Source organism: Leptospira abararensis (assembly GCF_016918735.1).
GTDB lineage: Bacteria > Spirochaetota > Leptospiria > Leptospirales > Leptospiraceae > Leptospira_A > Leptospira_A abararensis.
This window is the reverse complement of sequence record NZ_JAFFPR010000050.1, coordinates 149,761-167,113: the sequence shown is the minus strand read 5'-3', so window position 1 is coordinate 167,113 and position 17,353 is coordinate 149,761. Positions and strand designations below refer to the sequence as shown.

At 39.7% G+C, this 17,353-nt stretch carries 16 protein-coding genes; 6 read left to right on the top strand and 10 right to left on the bottom strand.

Annotated features, from left to right (window positions below):
• Position 1: 1 nt before the first annotated feature.
• The 5 genes from recF to JWG40_RS14365 all read right to left on the bottom strand — a co-directional run bounded on the left by recF (position 2) and on the right by JWG40_RS14365 (position 5,826).
• Positions 2–1,099, bottom strand: coding sequence for a DNA replication/repair protein RecF (gene recF / locus JWG40_RS14385; protein ID WP_205286474.1), 1,098 nt, complete (start codon positions 1,097–1,099; stop codon positions 2–4).
• Positions 1,099–2,217, bottom strand: a complete 1,119-nt coding sequence (gene dnaN / locus JWG40_RS14380; protein ID WP_205286473.1) for a DNA polymerase III subunit beta — start codon at positions 2,215–2,217, stop codon at positions 1,099–1,101. Before dnaN ends, recF begins: the two co-directional genes overlap by 1 nt.
• Positions 2,218–2,463: 246 nt before the next feature.
• A complete protein-coding gene (gene dnaA, locus JWG40_RS14375) occupies positions 2,464–3,789 on the bottom strand; it encodes a chromosomal replication initiator protein DnaA (protein ID WP_205286472.1) in 1,326 nt (441 codons plus the stop codon).
• Positions 3,790–3,964: 175 nt separating this feature from the next.
• Positions 3,965–4,897, bottom strand: coding sequence for a hypothetical protein (locus JWG40_RS14370; protein ID WP_205286471.1), 933 nt, complete (start codon positions 4,895–4,897; stop codon positions 3,965–3,967).
• A gap of 5 nt (positions 4,898–4,902) precedes the next feature.
• Positions 4,903–5,826 (bottom strand): branched-chain amino acid transaminase, encoded by a 924-nt coding sequence (locus JWG40_RS14365; RefSeq protein WP_205286470.1) that lies wholly within the window; start codon positions 5,824–5,826, stop codon positions 4,903–4,905.
• Positions 5,827–5,994: 168 nt separating this feature from the next.
• Here JWG40_RS14365 and mnmG point away from each other — a divergent pair, with 168 nt between their 5' ends.
• Entirely contained in the window at positions 5,995–7,869 is a 1,875-nt protein-coding gene (mnmG, locus tag JWG40_RS14360; RefSeq protein WP_205286469.1) for a tRNA uridine-5-carboxymethylaminomethyl(34) synthesis enzyme MnmG, read from the top strand.
• Positions 7,870–8,248: 379 nt separating this feature from the next.
• Here mnmG and JWG40_RS14355 read toward each other — a convergent pair whose 3' ends face one another.
• Entirely contained in the window at positions 8,249–8,974 is a 726-nt protein-coding gene (locus JWG40_RS14355; protein ID WP_205286468.1) for a hypothetical protein, read from the bottom strand.
• Between the two features lie 58 nt (positions 8,975–9,032).
• Between JWG40_RS14355 and JWG40_RS14350 the strand changes: the two genes are divergently transcribed.
• Genes JWG40_RS14350 through JWG40_RS14340 form a run of 3 tightly spaced genes read left to right on the top strand, consistent with a single transcriptional unit; the run spans position 9,033 to position 11,431 of the window.
• A complete protein-coding gene (locus tag JWG40_RS14350) occupies positions 9,033–9,776 on the top strand; it encodes an RsmG family class I SAM-dependent methyltransferase (RefSeq protein ID WP_205286467.1) in 744 nt (247 codons plus the stop codon).
• Positions 9,769–10,530, top strand: a complete 762-nt coding sequence (locus JWG40_RS14345; RefSeq protein ID WP_205286466.1) for a ParA family protein — start codon at positions 9,769–9,771, stop codon at positions 10,528–10,530. The genes JWG40_RS14350 and JWG40_RS14345 overlap by 8 nt, the downstream gene beginning before the upstream one ends.
• Before the next feature lie 4 nt (positions 10,531–10,534).
• On the top strand, positions 10,535–11,431 hold the full coding sequence (locus JWG40_RS14340) for a ParB/RepB/Spo0J family partition protein (RefSeq protein WP_205286465.1): 897 nt from the start codon (positions 10,535–10,537) through the stop codon (positions 11,429–11,431).
• Here the strand turns inward: JWG40_RS14340 and JWG40_RS14335 are convergent.
• From JWG40_RS14335 to JWG40_RS14320, 4 genes are read right to left on the bottom strand one after another with little or no spacing between them, the layout of a single operon-like run.
• Complete coding sequence (locus JWG40_RS14335) at positions 11,405–13,225, bottom strand: ABC transporter transmembrane domain-containing protein (protein WP_205286464.1); 1,821 nt, start codon at positions 13,223–13,225, stop codon at positions 11,405–11,407. The two genes, JWG40_RS14340 and JWG40_RS14335, sit on opposite strands and share 27 nt — an antisense overlap.
• A gap of 4 nt (positions 13,226–13,229) precedes the next feature.
• Positions 13,230–13,700 (bottom strand): YaaR family protein, encoded by a 471-nt coding sequence (locus JWG40_RS14330; RefSeq protein ID WP_205286463.1) that lies wholly within the window; start codon positions 13,698–13,700, stop codon positions 13,230–13,232.
• Between the two features lie 8 nt (positions 13,701–13,708).
• Entirely contained in the window at positions 13,709–14,062 is a 354-nt protein-coding gene (locus JWG40_RS14325; protein WP_002972551.1) for a bactofilin family protein, read from the bottom strand.
• The gene (locus tag JWG40_RS14320) at positions 14,062–15,051 is read right to left on the bottom strand and encodes a M23 family metallopeptidase (RefSeq protein ID WP_205286462.1); all 990 of its coding nucleotides are present in this window, start codon (positions 15,049–15,051) and stop codon (positions 14,062–14,064) included. Before JWG40_RS14320 ends, JWG40_RS14325 begins: the two co-directional genes overlap by 1 nt.
• A gap of 105 nt (positions 15,052–15,156) precedes the next feature.
• Here JWG40_RS14320 and JWG40_RS14315 point away from each other — a divergent pair, with 105 nt between their 5' ends.
• Together JWG40_RS14315 and serS are read left to right on the top strand one after the other, a co-directional pair.
• The gene (locus JWG40_RS14315) at positions 15,157–15,966 is read left to right on the top strand and encodes a TatD family hydrolase (protein ID WP_205286461.1); all 810 of its coding nucleotides are present in this window, start codon (positions 15,157–15,159) and stop codon (positions 15,964–15,966) included.
• Positions 15,959–17,215: a serine--tRNA ligase gene (gene serS, locus JWG40_RS14310; RefSeq protein WP_205286460.1), complete on the top strand. Its 1,257-nt coding sequence runs from the start codon at positions 15,959–15,961 to the stop codon at positions 17,213–17,215. The genes JWG40_RS14315 and serS overlap by 8 nt, the downstream gene beginning before the upstream one ends.
• The last annotated feature ends 138 nt before the right edge of the window (positions 17,216–17,353 follow it).

The window sequence follows — 17,353 nt, the reverse complement described above, 5'->3', positions numbered from 1 at the left end:
TCTAAGAAAACACCTTCACTTTGCCGTTTTCCACTTGGTAAATTTCTTTATCTACTGTTAGGTTGCCTACATATTCATTGATTCCTTCTAAATCAGTGGTAGTAAAAAATGCCTGTCCACATTCCGAAATCAAATTCACGAAGTATTCTCTCCGTTTGACATCCAGTTCCCTTATGATGTCATCAATGAGAAGTACCGGTGCTTCTCCCGTTGTATCCCGGATCATTTGGAAACAAGCAGTTTTTAGTGCAATGACAGCACTCCGTTTTTGGCCCTGAGATCCAAACCCACTTAAGTCTTTATCATCAAAACCTATAGGAAGTGTGTCACGATGATTTCCGCAGCTCGTGTAACCGATAGCTCTGTCTTTTCGTAAGTTATCGATTAACCTTTGCCTATGTTCTTCTTTGGAAGATAGGTTCGGTTTGTAGCTCAAAAAGAAGGGATCTTTTCCAGAACTTAACTGTTGTAAGTTTTTATGAAAGTATCCCGCAAGACTCTCAATGGTTTTAGTCCGAATTTCACGAATTTCCGCATCATGTTCGATGATGGGTTCATCCCAAATTCCAATTTCACGATCTGTGGAGTTTTCCTTTTTTAGCGCCGCATTCCTTTGTTTTACAAGCCTATCATATTCAATGAGTTGTTTTAAATAATACCGATTTGTGGAAGAGATAAAGGCATCTAAGAATCGCCTTCTTTCCACATTCCCATCCTCAATAATCAGAATGTCTGGTGGGCTCATCACGATCGAACGAAAGTATCCTACATAGTCAGAGATCTTTTTAAACTCTTCTCCATTGACTTTTAGTTTCTTTCGTTTGGAATAAGAATGTTCAATTCCATATTCAAAAAGATATTCATTCCCTTCGGATTCAAATTCAGCTCGAATGAAAGTATCGGATGTATCCCAACGAAGGAGTTGGTTTTGATCAGACTCACGAAAACTTTTTAAATAAGAAAGAAGGGAGATGGATTCGAGAAGGTTTGTCTTACCTTCTCCATTGTTGCCAATAAAAAAGATAAGACGTGATTGGAAAGTGAGTGTTGTTTCTTCGTGATTACGAAAGTTCTTTATGTAAATTTTCTTTAGAAACATTAAAGTTTCATTGGCATGATGACTGAAACAAAGTCACTATCCGATGGATCTTTAAATAGAACCGGTGCACTAGACGTAGTGAACTCTAAAATTACTTCAGGATCGTCCACAGCTTTTACCACATCACTCAAATAATCACCTTTAAAGGCAATGGTAATTGGTTCTCCATTATATTCGATTGGCATGTTGTGATCAAACATCATAGTTCCTGGATTAGAAGAACTGATATTTACACTTCCTTTTGTAAAAGCCAAACGAATTTGTTTCGAAGGTTCTTCTGCGGAAATCAAAGCTTGTTTTAAGAAAGTTAAAAAGTCAGCTTTAACCACACGAACAGACTCGGAAGTTTGTTTCGGAATGACTTGTTCATAATCAGGAAAGTTTCCATCAATCAGTTTAAAGAGAAGTTCAACGTTTCCAGAAGAAACATAAATTTGTTCTTCCACAAAACCAATCTTTGCTGTTTCTTTTCCTTCCATCATCTTTAGCATTTCACGAACTGCTTTGTGAGGAATAATCACTCCATTTTTAAATGGAAATTGTTTTGGAAATTTACGGACAATTTTAGAGAGTCTACGACCATCCGTTCCCACTACAATTAAGTCAGTGTTATCTGGTTTTAAAAAAAGACCGTTGAACACAAAACGAGTTTCTTCAATCGCCATTGCATAAGAAGTTTTACGAAACATCTCGCGAATGGTTTGGCAAGGAAACTCAACCACACTTGACTCATCCACTTTAGGAATCGTTTTGATATCTTCCGAATCGATTCCATTGACTTTAAACTTAGTATCCATCTTTCCTGAAGCATCCGTAATGGTTGTCTCAGAATTTTCGGATTGGTCAGTCGTTGTGAGTAAACTTGTATCAAAGTTTAAATTTTTAAAAATACTGGAGAGTTGTTTTGCGGGTAATGATGCCGTTCCTTTTTCTCCAATGGTAGATGGAACTGAAGTTTTGATCGCGATCTCTAAATCTGTCGCTGAAAGATAAACTTCATTTTCACCTGTTTGGATTTTCAAATTGGAAAGAGCCGATTTGATCTCTCGAACCGAGATGACACCATCCACTGAGTTGATTGCTTTTAGGAAGTCTGTGGTATTGACAGTGAATTTCATTTTTCCTCTTCTTCTTATTTATATTATATATCTTTATATATATTATGTCGTTTCCGTTGGTTCTGTCAGTATGTCGATAAAGCCTGGAAACATCAATTTTTATTGAATTATGTCAGTTTTTTTCCTTTTTGCAAGTGTCAATATTTATGTCGCTTTGAACAGTTATGGACTCACTTAAGGGACAATAAGGACTGACTATGTCCTATCGACAGTTTATCGACAGGTAGTCATCGGGTTAATCACAGGTTATTGGAAACTTATTTTGTGTTTGATGGAGTGGAAAATGTCTTCCCACTGAGAATCCGATTTCATTCGTTCTTTGAATTTATCAATTCCATGGATGACAGTGGAGTGAGTAGTCGAAAAAATCCTGCCAATTTGTGCTTTAGGCACGTGAAGGACGTCATGCAGGAGGAGCATACATAAATGCCTAGGTGGGATAAAATCGGCCTTACGGCTCTTCCCTAGTAAATCTTTGCGTGCCACATTCGTTCTTTCACAAACCAAATCAATGACCATATCTGGACTGAACCCAATTCTCTTTTTATTCGTGAGAAATCGGGCTTCAGCAATTTCCTGAATTTTCTCTTCGGTGAGTAAAAAGTATTCATAGGCTTTTTTGTACAAAACCAAATCATTTACAATTCCAATGAGAGCCCTTGAGTCACCTTCCAAACGTTCGGCGAGCCAGAGTAAAAGTTTGTCACTAGCAGGAATGTTAAATTCGGAAAAGCTGGCACGTAAAAGTTCAATGCGAAGGGCTAGGTCATGGGATTTGATATCGGCTTGGAGACCGTGTACAAATCGAGATTTGAGCCTTTCGTGTAACGGAAGTTCGTAACTTGGTCTGTCCGATGCGATGACAATCTGGCGTTTTCTATCATAAAGGAAATTAAATAGGGCAAAAAACTCTTCTTGGGTTTTTTCTGCCCCACCATTCAAAAACTGAATGTCATCAAAAAGTAAGACATTATAGGACTGGTAGCGAATTTTGAAAGACTCAAGAGACTCGCGGTTGTTTTGACGGACTGTAAAAATAAATTCATTTAAAAAAGAGGTGCTGTTTACGTAGCGAACTGTTTTCCAAGGATCCTTCTTTTTGATCTCGTTTCCAATCGCATGAAGCAAATGAGTTTTTCCAACACCTACTGGTCCAAAGATATAGAGTGGATTGTATTTCCCTGGTTGTTCCACTACACTTTTGGCAGCAGTAAAAGCGATTCGATTAGAATCAGAAGTAATATAATTGCTAAAAATAAATTCTGGATTTAGGTCTGAGTCAGATTCATCGAACTTTGACTGGATAACTTCTTTGAAAATTTGTGAAGAGGTTTCGGATTCTGAAAGAATGGAGACTTTGAAACGATCACCGACCACTTGGTAGAGGGCATCCTCTATAAAACTCACATATTTGGTTTCCACATGGCGTTTGATTCCTGTGGATGGTGCCATCAAGTGAACCACTTGGTTCTCCCATTTCTCGAATCGGAGTGGTGCAATGAAATTGGAAAAGTACTTGGGAGGTATCTGTTTCGATATTTCTTCTAAAATTTCTTCCCAACGTTTGTCCAAGTTTCCCGCCCTAAATGTGAAATCGGGTACTATACTTTTAGCAAGTAGGTAGAATTCAAATGAAAAATTGAGAAACGATCCAAACTAGAAAAAATAGTCGACTCTGATAAAAAAATTATGTCTCCAAAAATATTTTTCTAACGATTGCCGAATATTATTTGTTAGGTGGTTGTTGTTAAGTAGCTAGTCTTAAAAAAAGTTGTGATAAAAGAACGTATTCTAAGGCAGGAATTTCATAATGTAGCTTCATTTTGAAATCTAAGATGGCTTCGATTCGTCCTACATTGGCTTCAAAGTTTTTTTGTCTGTATTCATAGAGAAGTAAAAGACAAATCATTTCTAAAAAGTCAATTCCAGTCAGTCCTTCTTTATTGGATCGAAATTCTCCTAGCTGGTCTCGCACCCAATTTTCCAATTTGAATAACAATATAGAATCATGACAATGTTCTCTCACGTTCTCATGCCACTCTTCCAAAAATTCATCAGCGATTTCAAATGGATTGAGAGATCCACCATAATAAAGTTTGGATTCGGAAATTTCATTTCTTCGGATCTTTTTAATTTCGTCTTGCGGGAGATAGTTAAAGGGAATACAAACTGATCGTGATACGATGGTTTGTTTTAGATTTCGTAAGTCATTAACGATGAGGATAAACTTTGTATGGGATGGTGGCTCTTCTAAAGTTTTGAGAAGTGTCGTTTCTGCTTCATTGTTTATGCGGTTGGCTTCTGGAAATAAAACCACACGGTAATCCGAGGTATGAGGTTTGTAAGGAATGCGTGAAGACAATAACCAACGAATGGTAAAGTCTTCAGGATCTTTTTCTTTTCCTATCGCAATGTTCTTTCTTCTGGGAAATTGAATGAAGTCGGGATGGACTCCTTTCATAAATTGGCGACACGAATCACAAACGCCACAAGACGTCCCATCCAAACAAAGGAGTTGTCTTGCAAATCTTTCTGCGGCAATCCACTTCCCTACTCCATCGGGACCATGAAAGATAATCGATCCTGGAATTCTGGACCTATCTTTTACGAAAGACTTCAGGTAAGTCAGAGCAACATCTTGGCCTGACACTTGGTCGAATGAAAACAAAGTATCAGTCATTGTGTTTAGTAAACCGGAGTGAGCCAGCTCATATAGTTCGACTGTTCCCCGCGAACCGCTTCAAAGAAAACGGATTGGATTTTTTTGGTGACCTGTCCTATGGTTCCTTCTCCGATCACTCGTCGATCCACTTCTTTCACCCAAGCCACTTGCACGCCAGTGCCTGAAAAAAATAATTCATCAGCGATGTAAAGTTCCGAACGAGCGATGTCTCTTTCGACTACTTGGTAACCCAAGTCTTTTGCAATTTGGATGATACTGCGACGAGTGATCCCTTCTAAGATAGAAGAAGGAATGGTTGGTGTATGGATCACTCCATCACGAACGATGAAAAGATTTTCCGCAGATCCTTCCGATACAAATCCTCTCGCATCCAAAAAGATGGCTTCATCCATTCCATTTTGTACGGCTTCTGATTTGGCAAGAGCAGAGTTTACATACCCACCGCTTACTTTGGAAAGAGTGGGAATTTGGTTATCGGAAAATCTTTGCCAAGAAGAGACAATCGTAGTGAGACCATTTTGAGTGTCGAGATAGTCATCCAACTTTAAAGCATAAACCGTGATGTCTGCTTTCACATCATGGAATCTGGGAGAAAGTTGTAAGGCCGAAGTATAAATGAAAGGCCGAAGATACACATTTTGTTTTGCTTCATTTTTACGGAGCAGTTCCAAAATGATCGATTGGATTTCTTCTGGTGTGATTTTGATTTGAAGCTGCATGATCTTTGTGGAGTTCACAAGACGTTTGCAATGTTCCGGCAATCGGAAGACATAAAGATTTTTTTTGGCTTCGTTGTAGTATCCTCGGATACCACCAAAAACTCCGGTTCCATATTGTAAGGCATGGGTTTGGACACTGACTTTTGCGTCTTCGGAAGGAACGATCTTTCCTTCAAAGTATGTATAAGGGAATGAATTCTGAGCCATTGAGATTCCTATCCTTCCAATCTTCTGAAGTTTCAAAATTAGAAAATGAATTTTATCTTTTTTTCTCTCGAAGCTTAGGCCGCTGGTTTTGATATCGTTCTAGAGAGTAGAACTAGAATCTAAACTCACCCTCGTTTTGATACGAGCAAATACTTAAGAAGACATAATATGAATCCATCCTTTTATCCCAACCAATTTGATTGTATCGTAGTCGGTGCAGGACACGCCGGAACAGAAGCCGCTTATATTTCTGCAAAGGCTGGTCTCAAAACTCTCCTTATCACAATGAACTTAGATACCATTGGACAGATGAGTTGTAATCCTGCGATTGGCGGTATTGCCAAAGGGCATATGGTTCGTGAAGTCGATGCTCTGGGTGGTCTTATGGGTCGAGTCATTGATCAAACTGGAATTCAATTTAAGATGTTAAACACATCTAAGGGTCCTTCAGTCTGGGCTCCTCGTGCGCAAGCAGAGAAAAAACAATACCAACTGATGATCAAACACCAGTTGGAAAAATTAAAAACTCTTTCGATCAGACAAGACACGGTTGAGGATTTGATTGTGGAAGGAAACCAAGTGGCAGGTGTCATCACTGGCCGCGGGTTTACATTTTATACCAAACATGTAATCTTAACTACAGGAACTTTTCTTTCAAGTGTGATTCATATTGGAACTTACCAAAAAGAATCCGGTCGTATTGGAGAGCCAACAACGAAAGGTCTCTCTCATACGCTTGCCAGATTTGAGTTGCGACTGGGAAGATTAAAGACAGGAACCCCTGCACGAGTTCACAAAAACTCAATCAACTTTGAGGGTCTTGATGTTCAAGAAGGAGATGAGAACCCTCGTCCTTTTTCATTCGCAACGACGAAGATTGACCGTAAACAAATTCCTTGTTACATCACTTATACCAACGATACCACTCATGAACTGATTAAACAAAACTTGGAGTTCTCTCCGATGTATTCCGGTCAGATCAAAAGTATTGGACCAAGGTATTGTCCTTCGATTGAAGACAAAGTAGTTCGCTTCGCTGAAAGGGATCGCCACCAAATTTTTATCGAACCCGAAGGGTATGAAACCAACGAGATGTATCTGAATGGTGTCTCCACAAGTTTGCCTGAGGAAGTACAATGGAAGTTTCTTCGCAGCATCAGAGGTTTGGAAGAAGTGGAACTGATGCGTCCGGGTTATGCTATTGAATATGATTATGTAGATCCAACAGAATTAAATCCCACACTCGAGACAAAAAAAGTGAAGGGCCTCTATCATGCAGGTCAAATCAACGGCACCACTGGTTATGAAGAAGCGGCCGCCCAAGGACTTGTCGCTGCATACAATGTGATTCGTTCTGTCAGAAAAGAAGATCCCATTCTTTTCAAACGAAGTGAATCTTACATCGGAGTTCTTGTAGATGATTTGGTTTATAAGGGAGTCGAAGATCCCTATCGAATGTTTACAAGCCGTGCAGAATACCGCCTACTCCTTCGCCAAGACAATGCCGACAGAAGGCTTATGCAATATGGTTATGAGATGGGACTTGTAGACGAATCTCTCTATACAGATATGAAAGATCGTTATGCTCGGATTGAAAAAATCAAATCGCAAATGTTTGTGACTTCGATGAAACCGACAGAGGAACTCACTAAGGTTTTGGAAGAGAGAAAGATTGAAAATTATAAATTCGGTCACACCGTAGCTTCCTTTTTAAAACGTTCCGATATCAAAATCAAAGATATCGAACCAATTCTTTCTGAGTTACAATCCTTGAATGAAGATGAGAAAGCAGTTCTCGAAATGGAAGTCAAATACGAAGGATATTTGAAACGAGAGCTTGAGACAATTGAGTATCGTAATAAATTCTTAAACTTTCAGATTCCTTCTGATTTTGATTACGCCAGTGTGAAAGGTTTGAAGACTGAAGCTGTGGTAAAGTTAGAAAAACATCGGCCATTGAATTTGGAAAATGCTCTTCATATCTCCGGAGTGGATCCTTCTGATGTAGATCTTTTGCTCTTCCATTTGGTGGACAGACGATAGAAATTGATTCGTGATAGAGAATCCATTCAGCATTCAAAAAAGAATCTACCTCAAATAAAAAAACCAAGAAGGATATCTTCTTGGTTTTTACTTTTCATCTCGAAAGGATTCTTCTGAATTACTTTCGATACCAACTGTGTTTACTTTTCCAATCAGTTCCTTGATTTACAGATTTGGATACGTTGCAAAATACTTTTAAACCTACGAAAGAAAATCTAAATATTAAACATCCAAATGAGTCCCTTTCGATTATCAATTTCTGGATTAAACTAAATCGAGATTAAGTTCACCAGGATCGATTCATTCAAACTTTCCAACTCTTGTCTGATCAGCACTTTGTCCCAAGGTTCAACTTTTCCAATTAAGGTTTCAATTTCCTTTAATCATAAACGAGCACGTGGGTCTTTTCTAGGAGCCAGTTGTCTCCCTGTTTCACGTGAAACGAATGGGACTCCAAACTTCCATCTGATTTATATTTGAGTTTATGCACTCGTCGGTTTTCACCTTGAAAGAATTCTCTTTCGACAAGATTTCCTTTTGTATCGAATTTGAAATGGATCTCACCTAAACCTTTTTTTCTGTCATCTGTCAGGTATTGGATTTGGACATTGGGACGTTTCGGATCTATTTGAAAACGAAAGGATTCATTGTCTTTGGTTTCTAAGTTCTTCCCTTCGGCCGCAAATACATTTCCTTCCCCATCACTCTCGATAGAATAAACGATGAGAAGTCTTCCTTCTCCATCTTTCACATTCATCTTTTTTAAAGCACGACCTTTGAATTGAAAGTCTTTACGTTCAACAAGGTGACCACCGTTGTCATAGACTTCTTCACTAGAGACGAGGCCATCGGTGTAGCGAAAAGTTGTTTTGCCATCACCTTTTCCTTCTTTATCAGAATAGGTTTCGCTGATCAGTTTTCCATCAGTGTTATATTCATATTCGGCGACATAAACCACCTGCCCTTCTGCATTGCGGACGATTTCTTTATTAGGAACTTTTTTAATTTTTTTAAAAAGGTAGGCATCTTTGTGGGACCACTTGCCGGGTGTGTAACCTAAAATAGGAAAGGAAAGGATGATTAAAAAACTGATGATTCGAATCATGGAAAAGAGTTCTCCTACTGGAGACATCGGCGAATTCATTTAAAACGATAACGAGATTATGTCAGAAAAAACGATCCAAGAAGAAATCCAAGCCATCATCCCTAATCTATTTCCTACACTAGAACCTGAGTTTGATTGGGAACTAGTGAAGAATTTTTATGAGTTTCTCAAGCGAGACAATGAGAAGGGGGGATTCTTTTCGCGAAACGATTCAGAGAAAATCCTCGAGAGACATATTCTGGAATCGATGATCTATGTTTGGAAACTAAAAAGCACAGGATTTGTTTCACGTGAAACAAACGTGGCCGATGTTGGAACCGGCCCTGGTCTTCCCGGTTTTCTTTTCGCCCTCTTAAAAAAAGCCCCCCATGTCTTTCTTGTAGATTCTCAAAAACGAAAACTCGTACTCCTAGAAACAGAGATAGAGAGTGGTAGTCTTTCCAAAGTGAAAAAGCGAGTCGAGTTTATTTACGCTCGCACAGAAGAAATCAATTCTAATTTTGATGTGGTCACTTCAAGAGCCATGGTTCCTTATCCATACATTGCGGAAGTGACAGCACGGATGGTGAAGCAAAAAGGAATCTTATGTCCCTTCCTTGCACAACCCTACCAGGATTTGGAGAAAGAAACAGAAGTTCTAACCAACAATGGTTTCTATTTGAAAAAAGAAATTCCCATTCCCGAATTAGAGTTTGTGGGAAAGAGACATATCAAAATACTGCAAAAGAATTCCCTTCCTAAAAAGGGATACCCCCGCGACTGGAAAGAAATCGTAAAGGAGACTAAAAGCAAGAATGGGTAAAATCGTTTCGATCAGTAACCAAAAAGGTGGAGTCGGTAAAACGACCACGGCGATTAACTTGGCATCCAATCTTGTTGAATTGGGAAAGAAAGTTCTTCTACTCGATATTGATCCGCAAGGAAACTCAGGCTCGGGTCTTGGGTTGGAAGTGCAGTCTTTACATAAAACTACTTATGAAGTTTTGATTGGAGAACTTTCTGCAAGAGAAGCGGTTCAAAAAACTTTCGTAAACAATTTGGATATCATTCCTTCCAACATCAACCTCTCCGGTTTGGAAGTTGACTTTCTTGGAATGGATAAGAAGGAATTCAAATTGAAAGATGCTTTGGCTTCGATCAAAGAATCTTATGATTATATTCTAATCGATTGTCCCCCTTCTCTCGGTGTTCTTACTATCAACGCCCTCTGTGCTTCACAGTCGGTGATGATCACTTTACAAACAGAATACTTTGCACTGGAAGGACTTTCGCAGTTGATGCGAATTATTTCTCTCGTGCAGTCGCAGTGGAATCCTTCTCTTGCACTTGAAGGTGTACTACTCACGATGTATGACAAACGAACCAACTTAGCAAACCAAGTAGCAGAAGATGTTCGCAACTACTTCAAAGAGAAAGTGTATGAAACTGTCATTCCACGAAATGTAAAATTATCAGAAGCACCGTCCTTTGGAAAACCGATCAACTATTATGATCCTGATGGTGTAGGTGCTAAGAGTTATAAAAGTTTAGCGGAAGAAATTGTAGGGAAGGCATAAGTTTATGGCACTCGGCAAAGGTAAAGTTTTAGGAAGAGGACTTGGGAATTTAATTCCAGTCAATGAAAACAATGTAGAGATTTCTAAAGAAGAACTGAGTGGTCTTCGTGAAATCAAAGTCACAGAAATTTTACCAAACCCGCACCAACCAAGAAAACAATTCTCCGATGCCTCTATCCAAGAACTATCCAACACCATTGTAGAACATGGGGTGATCCAACCAATCGTTGTTCAGAAGAATCCTTCTGGTTCTGGATTTCTTTTGGTGGCAGGAGAACGTAGACTTCGGGCTTGCAAACTTGCCGGCTTTGCTAAAATACCAGCCATCGTACGGGACATTTCTGAAGCAGATATGATGGAGCTTGCTCTGATTGAAAACATCCAAAGGGAAAATTTAAATCCAATGGATGAAGCTTTGGCTTATCAGGCAATTATCGACAAACGTGGGTTAAAGGTTACAGATCTTGCGACTCGTGTGGGAAAAAATCGTGCGACCATTTCCAATTTGATTCGTCTTTTGGCATTGCCTAAACCTCTACAAGATTGGGTAAAAGAAGGTAAACTTTCGGAAGGCCAGGCTCGTCCCCTTCTCTCCATTCCTGATTCCAAAAAACAATACGAAGTAGGACAAAAGGTAATCGCAGAAGGATGGAATGTTCGTGAGGTAGAAAACTATGTTTCTAATCTTTTGAACCCAGATAAGAAATCAAAGCCTTCCTCTCATGGTCCAGACAAACGAGATGGTAGCATCATCAAGTTAGAAACAAAACTGAGAAACAAATACAGTTCCAAAGTGGAAGTGGCTCATAATGAAACGAATGGAAAAGGAAAGATCGTTTTCTCTTACGCCAACTTAAGTGACATGGAAAGAATCCTAGAGCAACTCGGTGTGAAACTGTAACTTCGCCAATCGTTCATACAATTCACTTTTTTTCATGAGTTCGTCGTGAGTACCGACGGACTCAATCTCCCCTTCCTTAATCACAACAATCTGATTTGATTTCACAACTGTCGAAAGTCTATGGGCGATCATTATGGTTGTTCTTTCCTTTACCAAAAAATCCAAAGCACGTTGGATCATTTGTTCGGATTCCGAATCAAGTGCCGATGTAGCTTCATCTAAAAGAAGAATTCGCGGATTACGAAGTATGGCTCTTGCAATCGCTATCCTTTGTTTTTGTCCTCCGGAAAGTCTCGTTCCTAAATGTCCTAGATTACTTTCGTATCCATCAGGAAGTTGATTTAAAAATTCAGTTACGTATGCATTCTCTGCTGCCTTCTCTATTTCTTCAAAACTTGCACTTGGTTTTCCATAGGCAATATTTTCACGTAAGGTTCCGCTAAAGAGAATGGGTTGTTGGGGAACAAAACCAATGAGGGATCTCAAATCTTTGAGAGCGAGTTCTTTCAGATCCACACCTTCAATCCGAATACTTCCTTTCGTGGGATCATAAAAGCGAAGAATGAGTTCAAAAAGTGTGCTCTTTCCTCCGCCAGAAGGACCAACAAGGGCCGTTGTTTTGTTTGCCGGAATTTCTAAATGAATCCCTTTCAGAGCTTGGTGATCAGGACGGGATGGGTAAGAGAAATATAAATTTTCTAAATTGATTTTCAGGCCGTTACGTTTGGAGGAGCCATTAAGGGAATGGATTTCGGATACTGGTTGGATGATTGTAGAGATAGGAGTTGGAAATTGCGGATCGCGAATTTCCGATTCAGATAGAAGTAGTTCCATCAGTCGTTCCGTAGCACCAGCGGCTCTTTGCAAATCACCTAACACTTCGGATACAGCTCCGACACTATTGGCAACCATGATTGCATAAAAAGAAAACGCGATGAGTTCCCCACCAGTGATTTTTCCTTCCAACACATCAGTTCCGCCGATCCAGAGCATCACGCTGATTCCTGTGAGGATAAAAAGGATCACCGCTGCAATGAGGAGTGCTCTTTGTTTGATCCGTGCGACAGCGACATCAAAAGCGCCTTCCACCGTCTGAGTAAACTTTAGGATGTCTTCTTCTTGGTGGTGGAAGGATTGTAGGATTTTAATATTGAGAAGGGATTCGCTCACGTAAGTTCCAATACTTGCAATTTTATCTTGGGTGCTACGGGAAAGATTACGCACTCTTTTTCCATAATACAAAATCGGAAACACAATGAAGGGAACACTAAGAAGTACTATCATTGAGAGTTTGGCATTGGTGATAAAAAGAAATATAATTCCTCCCACAAACATCAAAATATTTCTGAGGGCAATCGATGCGGATGATCCAATGACCGTTTGGATGAGTGTGGTATCCGTTGTAATTCGGGACTGAATCTCCCCAGGAGAATTGGTTTCAAAAAAACTGGGGTGGATGAAGATGATATGTTTGAATACATCCCTTCGAATGTCAGAGGCAACTCGTTCTCCAATCCAAGAAACTGTGTAGTGACGAATATAGGTTCCGATCGCAAGAAGGATCCCAACTAATATGATGAATGCGAGTGAGTAACCTAATTCTTGTTTGGACCTGGCTGAAAATCCGGCATCTACCAAATGACGTAAACCTTGTCCTAGTCCCAAGGTAACCCCTGCTGTGAAGAGGAGGGCAAAGGAAGAAAGTGCCATTTGGAATCTGTAGGGTTTTAAATATGAAAAAGTTTTTGAGAGAACGCGGATGTTTTTAGACTTAGGCCGATCAGGTGTTTGCAAAGAATTATCCTTTTAGATCAATAAGTAGACCTCTGATTTCATCCAATTGTTTCAAAATTACAAACGCGCTGTTGTTCGGTGAAAACATAGTTTTTGCGAGTAAGTCCAATTTTTGATCCACAACCTTGACATACCGAACATCCTTTTGGTCATTTCGTCCGCGTTGTGGGGCTTGCATCACTTTGTAGTTTCTTTTGAGGATGAGCTCTGCAATTTGTTTGATGTGTTTTTTATACGACTCGAGGTTTTTGTGGTTTGGATCTTTGATGAGTTCCTTTTCCAAATCAGGTAGATCTTTCCAGAGTTCGTTTAGTTCTCTAGTTTCTTCTTTTCCTGCGGGAACAATGGATTCTAAAATATCTAAAAAACTTTGTTTGGATTCATCAACCGGACCAAGGGAGCTGGAGAGTTTTTCTTTGGACCCTTTTTTCGCCTGAGTGGATACCGACTTAGGGTTGTTGTTTTGGATGATCATAAACCCGCCTAATGACGAGTGGGGTTAATCGTGCATTTTCCGTGAAACACTACACCCTCTTCTACGATCAGACGAGGAGTGACAATGTCCCCTTCTAATCGGCAGCTAGAAAGTAATGTGACTCGTTCTGTTGCATAGATGTTACCGCGGATTTCTCCTCCGGCAACGACCACACGTGCTTTGATATCTGTATCGACGATTCCAGACTTTCCTATAAGCACCTTTCCGGTGGTTTCGAGAACTCCCCGAAATTTTCCATCGATACGAATGAGGCCTGGGAATTTGAATTCGCCTACGAACTCGGCGCCTTCTCCAATGATGCTATTAACTAAAAATTCTTCTTCTGTAGATGGGTTGGACATTATTCTTGAATTTGGTTGAGAAACGAAAACGGATTCAACGCTTGGGTACCAACATGCACTTCATAATGAAGGTGGTAAATCGGATTTTCTGGAGATTTTCCAACATAACCTAGGATGTCGCCCTTGGAGAGTTTTTCATTTTTCTTAACACGAATTCGATCCAAGTTGGAGTAGATGGTTTTCCATCCAAACCTGTGAGATAATTTTACGTAATAACCAGTCGCAGGAGAATATCCTGTATCGAAAACCATACCAGGTGCTGTGGCAATGACTTCGGCACCCGGAAAAGATCCAATGTCGAGTCCACGGTTAAACTCTTCTTTGCCAGTGACAGGAGAGATATAATTTCCAAAGGGAAACAAAACATATCCCTTAGTTGGCCAAATGGATGGGGTGTTTCGAATGATACTCTTTCTTTTTTTGATAAGTTTGATGATCTCTTCTGAAAGTTCGGAAGATAACTTTAAATTATGAATGTCTTCTTTGATGCGAAAGGATTCATCCGTAATGTCGGATTGAGGTGTTCCTTGTAATGCGAGAAATTGTCCTGCTTGTCCACCCATCCCTTTCGAAACTCGAGAAGGATCTCCTCCTAATTTGATATAGAGGTTAGAAATTCTTTCATAATAGTATTGGATGGTTTCGTGAAGGGAATTTACCTCTTCCTTCATCTTAGAAGATTGTCGAATAAAATCTTTGTTCGTTAAATTGAGTTCTGTGAGTTGGTGGATGGATCCACTGTGTGATAGAACATTCACTGCGCTGATCACAAGAAGCACTACCATGATTCCGATAAAGATAGAAATGGCTTTGTAGGAGATGACAAAGTTTATGGTTTTGCGGTCGGTATGAGGAATGACCATAATGGTCAGACGTTCACGTCCTTTTTTGTCAAGATCCTCATAACGTTGGGATAACTTAAGCTTCCATTCCTGGACTTTATACCGCAAACGGTAAAAAATTAAATGTAGTCTTTGTTTTACTTCCACGTTCTTTCGAGACCTTCGACTATTTAAACAAAAGTTAAGGCACCCACTATATCTTTCGATTGAATTTTCATTTTCATCCAGTGGAAATTACAAATCTTGCTATTTATGGGATATTCAACCATCGACACACACTGCCACCTAGACATAATTCGGGAACAAGGCCAAGAGATTGAAGAAACTCTGGCGAAATCCCGAATGGCTGGAGTAGACCGAATGGTGCAAATCGGGATTGATTTGCCAAGTTCTAAAGAAGCTGTTCGTATTTCAGAAACTCATTCCTCTAATGAATTAGAGATTTTTTATTCCATTGGTTGCCATCCTACGGAAACCCATGAATTCCCGAATGCAGATCAAATTTTAGATTTAGCAAAATCCCGAATGGATGATCCTAAATTTTCAGCCATTGGAGAGATTGGTGTCGATCTCTATCATGATGCGAGTACTCGATTGGAGCAAAATGAAGTGCTTCGAAAGTTTTTACAGTTTTCTTCCGATTATAAATTGCCTGTTGTGATTCATTCGCGCGATGCCTTTGCAGATACGTATGAAGCATTAAAAGAATACAAAACAAAAGCGTTTGGTGTGATTCATTGTTTTACTTATGATTATGAAGCTGCCAAACAGTTTGTGGATTTAGGTTACTATGTTTCTTTTTCTGGGATTGTTACGTTTAAGTCTGCTACTGATATCCAAGAAGCAGCGCGTAAAATTCCCTTAGAAACCATTCTGATTGAAACGGATGCACCATTTTTATCACCGATGCCACATAGAGGAAAACGAAATGATTCCTCACATTTACCTTTTGTATTAGAGAAGATGTTTTCCTTACGAACAGAATCTAATGCAGAAGTCTCAGATCGTATCTATCAAAACTCCATAAAATTTACTGAAAGAAAGGCCTATCACCATGCTTGATATCAACCGTATTGTCCAAAACCCAGAAGAATTACTTTCCACCTTACAAAAGAGAGGTGTCGCCTCCGCTGACATTGAAGCAAAAATCAAATCTGTTTCTGAAAAACAACGAAAGTTAAAATTGGAAGTGGAAGACCTACGTGCGGAGCGAAATCGGGTTTCAAAAGAAATCGGAATTCAAAAATCACAAGGAAAAGACATCACTGAAATTTCTGCATCCATGAAAGGTGTGGGTGATCAAATCAAAGCCATTGAAGAAGAGTTAACTAAAGAAGAAGAGTCCTTACATGACCTAAACTTAGGTCTTCCGAACATACTCGATCCTTCTGTCCCAGAGGGAAAATCGGAAGCAGACAATGTCCTCGTTCGAGAGTGGGGAGAAGTTCGAAATCTATCCTTTGAAGCAAAAACCCATTTTGATATTGGGGAAAAATTAGGTATTTTTGATTTTGAACGGGGAGTGAAACTTTCTGGTGCCAGATTTTACACCTATCGCGGCCTTGGTGCCAAACTGGAAAGAGCTCTCATGAACCTAATGCTTGATACCCATACATCTGAAAATGGATATGAAGAGATGTGGGTTCCGGTGCTTGTGAATGATGAATCCATGACAGCTACAGGTCAATTGCCTAAGTTTGCGGAGGATTTTTACAGACTGGAAAAAGACGGTCTCAATTTAATTCCCACAGCCGAAGTTCCACTAACAAATTACTACCGGGATGAAATCATATCCGAAAAAGAGTTACCTATCTCAGTATGCGCCCACACTCCTTGTTTTCGACGGGAAGCTGGTTCCTATGGACGTGACACAAGGGGTCTTGTTCGGGTGCACCAATTTCAAAAAGTAGAATTGGTTAAATTTGTCGAACCAGAGACCTCCCAATCAGAACACGAAAAAATGCTTCAAGATGCCGAATCGATTTTGCAAAAATTGAAACTTCCCTACCGAGTGATGTTACTTTGTAGTCGAGATATGTCGAGTGCCTCTTCTAAAACCTACGATATTGAAGTTTGGATGCCCGGTCTTGGTCGATTTATGGAAATTTCTTCTGTTTCTAACTTCAAAGACTATCAAGCAAGACGCGGAAAAATTCGATACAAGTCAAAGGAAGGAAAAAACCTGCTCGTCCATACTCTGAATGGTTCTGGTCTTGCGATCGGTCGAACACTCGCAGCAGTGATCGAAAATTACCAGTCAGCCGATGGATCCTTCCAAATTCCAGATGTATTAAAACCATACATCCGTTAAAAATTTAAGGGCAGATGACCGAGGTGTCAAATGCCCTATTCTATTTTCTTAATTTTCTCAACTATTAAAAGGGTTTGTCATTCAGTTGGGGAATCTACCTTATTCGGATATTGGCAACAAATAGGTGGGATTTATGCG